We start from the raw sequence: 6953 nt of genomic DNA, 5'->3' as shown, positions 1-6953 counted from the left end.
CGTCACCACCCGCCGAGCCCGCGGACACCTCCACACCGCTCAACTTTGAAGACCCCGAATGCCAGGCGCTCCGCCTCTTCCCGCTCGATCAACTGCCGCACAGGATGCCGCACATCACCCACTACATTAATCAACTTACGGATGCTTTCACCTGACGGCAGGTCGCCAGGACCCCACAGCGAGAGCCCAAGGAGTCCAGATGACGCTCTCTTCGCCTGTTGCACGGGCCGTGGACTTGCGCGTTGAGTCGGTTGATGACGTTCTCGAACACGTGGAGCGGTCCCTTCAGATGCAATTGCTCCGTGACACCGTGCTGTGCAAGCGGCGCTCGGTTGGGGCGCAGACGGACCGCGGAACCTGGGTGAGGGTTGAGCGGCGCAGCTTCGACCGGATCGGAGCACAGGGCTGGAACGGCACCGAGGCCGCAGCGGTCTTGCATGGAGTGTCTATGCCGAAGTGGTACGCGGGGCTGGCGTGGCGCGAGCGGGACGAACCGGTGATGTGGCGGGCAGACGAAATGGCGCTGGTCACCGCCCCGCCCGTAGGGCAAGCCGCCCTGGTGATCGAGGATCCTCAACTGTCGGACGGCTGGTGGGCGGCGCTCAATGCTTCGCTGGACGCACTCGCCGCGCAGCGCACGCACCGCATCGCCACTCCGGACACCGAGACGGCCACCCAGGAACTGGTGACTGGGACGATCCGAGCAGTCTTCCCCGAAGTAGACGCCACCGTGGATGAGTGGACGCCGGCACATGCGGATCTGACGTGGGCGAACGTGACCGGGCCCGAGTTCTGCATCCTCGATTGGGAGGATTGGGGGATGGCGCCGCGCGGACTGGACGCGGCCACCCTCTGGGGGAACTCCCTTGCCGTCCCCGCCCTGGCCCAACGAGTGTGGGCGGAGCGTCGGCCAGACCTGGAGAGCAGGTCTGGCCGGCTGATGGCCCTGTTCTTCTGTGCGAAGGTCGTAGGGCCGCACGCCCATCCCCAGGATCCCCGCTTGGAGCCCGCCCGGAAGGAGGCGGCGCGGCTCATCGCCGAGCTTCACTCCTGACGGCGGTTGCGCACGAGGCTGCGGTAGTGGCGGACGGCCTCCTCGTCCACCGCGAAGCTCTGGGCGTTGGTCAGCTCTCGCAGGTGGTCGGGGTTGTGGGTGCCGACCGCTACCGCGTTCACGGGCGGGAGGTGGTAGGCGGCCCTGAAGGCAGCCTGCACCGGGGTGGCCTGCTGCCGGGAGCAGGTAGGACGGGGTCCCTCAGTCAGCCCCCGCACCCTGCCGCTCCTCTTCCTCCCCTTCGGCTGCGCCCCTCCGGCCGCACGGGTTTATGCGAGGACACGCATAGTCGTGTTCGTGCATAGACGCTGCGCCCGGCCCCCTCTAACGTCATGGGCAGGCGGCCCAATCGGGGCCAGAGCAAGGGGGTTTGGCATGTCCGAGCGTTCGGCACTCACCCGGCTCACGGGCAATGGCAACGGCGAGTGCGGAGAGAAGGACTGCCCGAACGTGTACCGCACGGCCGCGGGGTCGTTCGTGGTGCAGGGTGACGTGTCCGACGCCTTCACCCCGCCCGCCGGGGAAGGGCTTGTGGAAATCCCGGAGGCGGTTCTCAGGGAGGCGTTCCGTGCACTTGGATGGTGACGCCTGGAACGACTGCTTCGATTCCATGGAGCGTGAGGCGTGGAGGCTGGAGACGCTGCCCGTTTACACCATGCCCCAGGAAGCGGAGAAGCTGAAGCGATTCCTCGCCGGGGAGAAGTCGCCGGACGATTACACATCGGCCTGGATGGATGAGGTCCGGCAGTGGGCCTCGGAAGGAAAGAGAGTCGGCAGGGTGCACGTCGTGACCCGCCCGCTCTCGGACTACCTTCGGTTCGAATTCGAGTACTACTACCGGCACCACGTGAAGGCGGGCGAGGATATCCGTATCCTCGACCTCACCGACCGGGAGAACCCGGGACTTCCAGATCAGGACTTCTGGATGTTCGACGAGTCCAAGGTGGTCCTGATGAACTACCGGGCGGACGGGACACAGATAAACCGGGAGCTGTACGAGGGCGACCCGGAGCCCTACCGGCAGTGGAAGCGGATTGCCATTGCCAAATCCGTGCCGTTCCAGGAGTACGTGAGCAGCGGGTGATGTTCGATCCTGAGCAGCTGGGGCAGCCGAAACAGGAACTGGCGGCCCTGCTGAAAGAACTACGCAAGCGAGCCGGCCTCACTGGGGACCGGCTCGCTCGGCGTTGCAACATGTCCCAATCGAAGATCAGTCGGATCGAGAATGGGAAAGTTCAGCCGAGTCTGCTGGATCTGGAAAGGATCCTCCGGGCCGTGGTGGCTCCGCCCGAGGTCATCGAGGAGGTCGTTGCCCTCGCGAGGCTGGCCAACACCGAATGGCAAGACCTGCGGTCGCTCCGGCGTAGGGGCCTGGAGAAGAAGCAGACTGAACTTGCCGCCCTTGAATCCTCGTCCACGGAGTTCCGCTTCTTCCTGCTCTCGATGATTACAGGACTGCTGTCCACCCCTGAGTACATCCGCGCCAGCCTTGCCCATTCTCCGGCCGATGTCACTAAGACGATCGCGAGGAAGCTGGAGCGCCAGGAGGTTCTTTATGACACGAAGAAGAGGTTCACTTTCATTCTCACCGAGCAGGCTGTGAGGTGGCCACTCCTGCCCCCGGCTGCGATGGCGATGCAGATTGACCGGCTGGCCTCACTGACCCACCTTGCGAACGTGAAGCTCGGCGTCATCCCCATCGCGGGATACAAGCCCATGGCTCCGATGGACACCTTCACCATCTATGACGACACCCTGGCCACCGTGGAGAACACCACCGGTGTCGTGATCCTGAGAGATCCACGCGACATCGAAATGCACTTGGAACTGTTCTCCACGCTTGAGGGTTATGCGCTGTTCGGGGACGAAGCGCGAGCCTTGTTGGCGGAGTGGTCCGCCGCCTGCCGTTCATGATCTTTAGTCCATGACGGGAAAGAACTACACAGCCGTCGCTTTGTAGGCCAATGATTTCCCCCATGGCAGCGACCGGGCGAAACGAAAAGTGGGTCCGCTACGGCGTGGGGTGGCGGCTGGGGTACCGGCGGAGGTTCGGCCCTGACGCTGGTGTGCGCTCATGACGACCGGGTGCATGACTCTCCGGGTGTCATACGACGGGGGCCGGATGTACGACCCGGTGCGCATGGTGCAGGTGAACCACCGCAACGCAGTGATCTCGGGTTCGCCGACCAAGTCCCCGCCGTGCGGGTGCCCGCGGTGCACGGGGCGCCCGTCGTCGCCAAGGTCGGCGTCCGCCGCGCTCGTCGCTGTCCCTTTGCTTCCTGCCGGAATCCCGGTGGGAGTCCCCGAGAAGAGAGAGGTAAGTCCGATGGTGGAAGAGAACACCACGTCGGCCGCCCCCGAGGGGGGTGGACTGCTCGTCGCGAAGCGGAAGATCGTGGCCGCGCGCACGCGTGCCGAGCAGGAGTCGGACGTCAGCAGTGGCCGTTCCGACGGCAACGACTGACGGGAGCGCCCACGTTGCTTGATGCAGCCTCGTGGGCGGGGCGTCTGGGCGGGGACAGGTTCCTCGCCCAGACGTACCACCGCTCGTACGCGCACTTCCCCAGGGTCGCCGACGTGGCGGGTCTGTTTTCCTGGGACGACCTGAACCGGATCATTGCCACGCAGCGGCTAGAGCCGCCCCGGCTGCGCCTGTCGGCTGACGGCGAGATGGTGCCGCTGCACCGCTACGCGATCCCGACAACGAACCGCCGCGCGGTCACCTGGTCCCGTATCCAGCCGTCCGACTTCCACGCCCAGCTCAGGGACGGGGCGTCGCTGGTCCTCGACGCGGTGGAGAAGATCCACCCCGCCGTGGGGGCGGCTGCGGAGGGGCTGGAACGCTTCCTCGGGACTTCCGTGCAGGCCAACGTGTACGCCTCGTGGACCGAGCGGGAGGGCTTCGGCCGGCATTGGGACGACCACGATGTCGTCGTGGTGCAACTGCATGGCTCGAAGCGGTGGCGCCTGTGGGGGATGACCCGTGAGGCGCCCACCTTCCGGGACGTGGAGTCGCCGGAGGAGCCAGAGGGCGACCCGGTGGCGGACCTCGTTCTGTCCCCGGGTGACGTGCTCTACCTGCCGCGCGGGTGGTGGCACTCGGTCACCGCCGATCAGGGGACGGAATCCCTTCACCTCACGTTCGGCATGGTCCCGCACACCGGCGCTGACCTGATGCTGTGGGTCGTCGATCAGCTCCGGGCGTCCCTCGCGCTGCGCCGGGACATCCCGCGCTTCGGCTCGCTGGCGGAACAGTCGGACTTCATCGACGCCGTACGACGTGAGGTGGCCGACATGATGGCGGACCCCCGCCTCGTGGAGCGGTGGGCGGAGTCGATCGACACGACAGACCTGGGCCACGCGATTCCGTCCCTGCCCTACGTGGACGGACTCCCCGCACGGAGAGAGATCACGGTCAAACTCACCGCTCCGAGAGGTCGCCTGACGGCCAACCGCGAACAGGGCACGGTCACCTTCTCCGCGGCGGGTACCGCGTGGGACTTCGCTGAGTCCGCGGCGCCCGCGCTGGGCACGCTGCTGACCAACCAGCCGACCACGCTGGGGGAGGTGGCCGACTCCGCCGGGCTTGAGGTCAAGGAGGTGGCCGAACTGGTCTCCGTCCTCATCGACGGCCACGCCGTCGCAGTCGTGGGGACGGCGCTGTGACCGCCGCGCTCTGCCTGGGGACATACCGCGTGCGTGCCGTCAGTCAGGCGGCACGCGCCGCCCTGGCCGCAGGCAGCCCCTGGGTGGACACGGCACCCAACTATGGTCGTGGTCAGGCGCATGAGGAGCTGCGCCCGGTGCTCGGGGAATACCCGACCGTGCGGGTAGCCACGAAGACGGGGTTCTTCACGGAGGAGCAAGGCCGCAGCGCGCTGGCTGAGGGCGTGCTCACCCGGGAAGAGGCGGCCGGTAGGCACAGCCTTGAGCGAGGCTTCGTCCGCTGGCAGACGGAGCGATCCTTGGCCGCGCTCGGGCGCGTGGACCTGGTGTTCGTGCACAACCCCGAGCACCACGGGCACGGCCTTGACCGCGCCGCTCTGCACGGGCGTGTGCGGGAAGCCTTCACGGCGCTGGAGGAGTTCGCCCATGCGGGCAGGATCGGTGGGTACGGCGTCGCCACTTGGTCGGGCCTAACCTCCGGAGCGTTCAGTGTCGCCGAGTTGCTCGCGCTCGCACGCCAGGCGGCTGGTTCCGCCGAGCATCACTTCACGGGCATGCAGATGCCCGTCAGCCTGATCATGGATGCCCCGATCACACAGGCCCTGAACGGCGGCGGATCACTGGTACAGGCGAAGGACGCCGGGCTGATCACGTTCGGCTCCGCGCCCCTGCACGGGGGCGAACTCCTCGACGCCATGACACCTGAACTGGTGAACCTCATCCGCCCCGGCCTGTCGGCCGCAGCCGCTGCCCTGCTGGCCGCTGGCTCGTGCCCCGGCCTCGATGTCGTCCTCACCTCCGCGAGCACCCGCGAGCACTGGGACGATATGGCCAAGGCTCTGGCTGCGCCGCTGACGGCCCAGGAACTCAGGAGGGTGACGGATGAACTCGCCGGTGAATGAGGAGGTACGAGCCCTGATGGAGGCAGCCCACGACCGGGCGGCCAAGGCACTGGGCCTCAGCTGCACGGGGCCGCTGGTGTGGGGCTTCCTCGGTGTCACCCTCGGACGCCGAGCGGAGGACCGGTGGCTACGGGTGAGCCGGACGGCGAAAAGGAACGCGGGCAGAAAGCAGGGGGAGGGCATCGTCGGGGCTTCCCAGCTCCTACCCGAAGGCGTCCCGCGCCCCCGCCTGCACGGGGTGCACGACTGGACTGACGGCGAGTGGGCCTTCGAGGCCGAAGTCCTGGACTACCTCACGCAACCTGTGGTGTCCCCGGACAGAGCCGACATCGACCACGATCCGGCGCTGCCTGACGAATGGTGGGCGGACCTTCGCCAAGCCCTTGTCCTGCTCGCTGAAGCGGAGGGTGTGAAGACGACCGTCCGGGACGGATGGATCGAACGAGCCTTCCCCCAGTTCCTCGGCATCCCGGCCCCCGCCAACGTGGAGCGGGTGACCGGTCACGGTGACCTGCACTGGGGCAACCTCACCGCCGAGCCCCTGTGCCTGCTGGACTGGGAGCGGTGGGGCCTGGTGCCCTTCGGCTATGACGCGGGGCTTCTCCACGCCAACAGCCTGCTTGTACCCGACGTAGCCGCCCGCATCCGCAAAGAGTTCGCGGCCATCCTCGACACCCCCGCCGGCCGAATCGGGGAACTCGCGGCCCTGGCCGAGATGCTGCAAGCCGTAGCCCGTGGCTGGTACCCCGACCTTGCGCCCCACCTTCTCGCCCGAGCGGAGGCACTCACGGGAGTGCGCCCGCCCGTTCCGGTGCACTCCGAGGTGAGCGCCTGACTGCGCCCCTGCGCGCCTCTCTCAGGCCCTCTCTGCCAGGTGGCGGGAGAGCGTGGCGCGGTGGACTCCCGGCGCCTTGGCAATGCTGGTGACGCTCTCGCCCTCGTCGCGTCGCGCACGGGCTATGTCCAGCTTGCCGTCCCCACCCGGCTGCGGGGCATCACCGGAGGACCCAGCGTTGTCGGACCGGAGACTGTCGTACCGGCTGTGGACGGCCGTGAGCTCCTCAACGGCGACCAGCAGGCTGCTCTTGGTGGAGGGCAACCTTGTCGGTCGATCGCAGGTCGCTGTGGACGTACACCTGCGGGCCTTCGCTGCGGATGCCGGTGTCACGGGCCTGCAGTACGAGGAGCTGCGAGCTGTGTACGAGGAGGCCGCCGCCGCCCTCGGACACGAACCGGGCGGGATGGAGCACGCGGTATGGCGGTTTAACCCGCCACCCTAGACGAGTCATTCCGATGTGATCAGTGGTCGTAGGCGATCAGGGATCGTATGA

At 67.3% G+C, this 6953-nt stretch carries 10 protein-coding genes; 8 read left to right on the top strand and 2 right to left on the bottom strand.

The window, feature by feature from the left end:
* Positions 1 to 199 precede the first annotated feature (199 nt).
* Positions 200 to 1054 carry a hypothetical protein gene (locus ACFSL4_RS25245; protein WP_381087251.1) on the top strand — a complete coding sequence of 285 codons (855 nt, stop codon included), beginning with the start codon at positions 200 to 202 and terminating at the stop codon, positions 1052 to 1054.
* Here ACFSL4_RS25245 and ACFSL4_RS25240 read toward each other — a convergent pair.
* On the bottom strand, positions 1045 to 1272 hold the full coding sequence (locus ACFSL4_RS25240) for a hypothetical protein (protein ID WP_381087248.1): 228 nt from the start codon (positions 1270 to 1272) through the stop codon (positions 1045 to 1047). The two genes, ACFSL4_RS25245 and ACFSL4_RS25240, sit on opposite strands and share 10 nt — an antisense overlap.
* A 157-nt stretch (positions 1273 to 1429) precedes the next feature.
* Between ACFSL4_RS25240 and ACFSL4_RS25235 the strand changes: the two genes are divergently transcribed.
* The 7 genes from ACFSL4_RS25235 to ACFSL4_RS25205 all read left to right on the top strand — a co-directional run bounded on the left by ACFSL4_RS25235 (position 1430) and on the right by ACFSL4_RS25205 (position 6457).
* Positions 1430 to 1639, top strand: coding sequence for a hypothetical protein (locus ACFSL4_RS25235; RefSeq protein ID WP_055493664.1), 210 nt, complete (start codon positions 1430 to 1432; stop codon positions 1637 to 1639).
* On the top strand, positions 1623 to 2138 hold the full coding sequence (locus ACFSL4_RS25230; protein WP_381087245.1) for a DUF6879 family protein: 516 nt from the start codon (positions 1623 to 1625) through the stop codon (positions 2136 to 2138). Before ACFSL4_RS25235 ends, ACFSL4_RS25230 begins: the two co-directional genes overlap by 17 nt.
* Complete coding sequence (locus ACFSL4_RS25225) at positions 2135 to 2968, top strand: helix-turn-helix domain-containing protein (RefSeq protein WP_381087242.1); 834 nt, start codon at positions 2135 to 2137, stop codon at positions 2966 to 2968. The genes ACFSL4_RS25230 and ACFSL4_RS25225 overlap by 4 nt, the downstream gene beginning before the upstream one ends.
* Before the next feature lie 412 nt (positions 2969 to 3380).
* On the top strand, positions 3381 to 3518 hold the full coding sequence (locus ACFSL4_RS25220; protein WP_006143122.1) for a hypothetical protein: 138 nt from the start codon (positions 3381 to 3383) through the stop codon (positions 3516 to 3518).
* A 14-nt stretch (positions 3519 to 3532) separates the two neighbouring features.
* Positions 3533 to 4720, top strand: a complete 1188-nt coding sequence (locus ACFSL4_RS25215) for a cupin domain-containing protein (RefSeq protein ID WP_006143121.1) — start codon at positions 3533 to 3535, stop codon at positions 4718 to 4720.
* On the top strand, positions 4717 to 5622 hold the full coding sequence (locus tag ACFSL4_RS25210; RefSeq protein ID WP_381087239.1) for an aldo/keto reductase: 906 nt from the start codon (positions 4717 to 4719) through the stop codon (positions 5620 to 5622). The genes ACFSL4_RS25215 and ACFSL4_RS25210 overlap by 4 nt, the downstream gene beginning before the upstream one ends.
* On the top strand, positions 5603 to 6457 hold the full coding sequence (locus ACFSL4_RS25205; protein ID WP_381087236.1) for a hypothetical protein: 855 nt from the start codon (positions 5603 to 5605) through the stop codon (positions 6455 to 6457). Before ACFSL4_RS25210 ends, ACFSL4_RS25205 begins: the two co-directional genes overlap by 20 nt.
* 21 nt (positions 6458 to 6478) lie before the next feature.
* On the opposite strand, the gene ACFSL4_RS25200 is transcribed toward ACFSL4_RS25205, so the two are convergent.
* Positions 6479 to 6721, bottom strand: coding sequence for a hypothetical protein (locus ACFSL4_RS25200; protein ID WP_381087234.1), 243 nt, complete (start codon positions 6719 to 6721; stop codon positions 6479 to 6481).
* Positions 6722 to 6953: the final 232 nt, after the last annotated feature.

Origin of the sequence: Streptomyces caeni (assembly GCF_042678285.1) — a bacterium.
Taxonomy (GTDB): Bacteria; Actinomycetota; Actinomycetes; order Streptomycetales; family Streptomycetaceae; genus Streptomyces; species Streptomyces caeni.
This window is presented reverse-complemented; position numbering and strand designations above follow the sequence as displayed.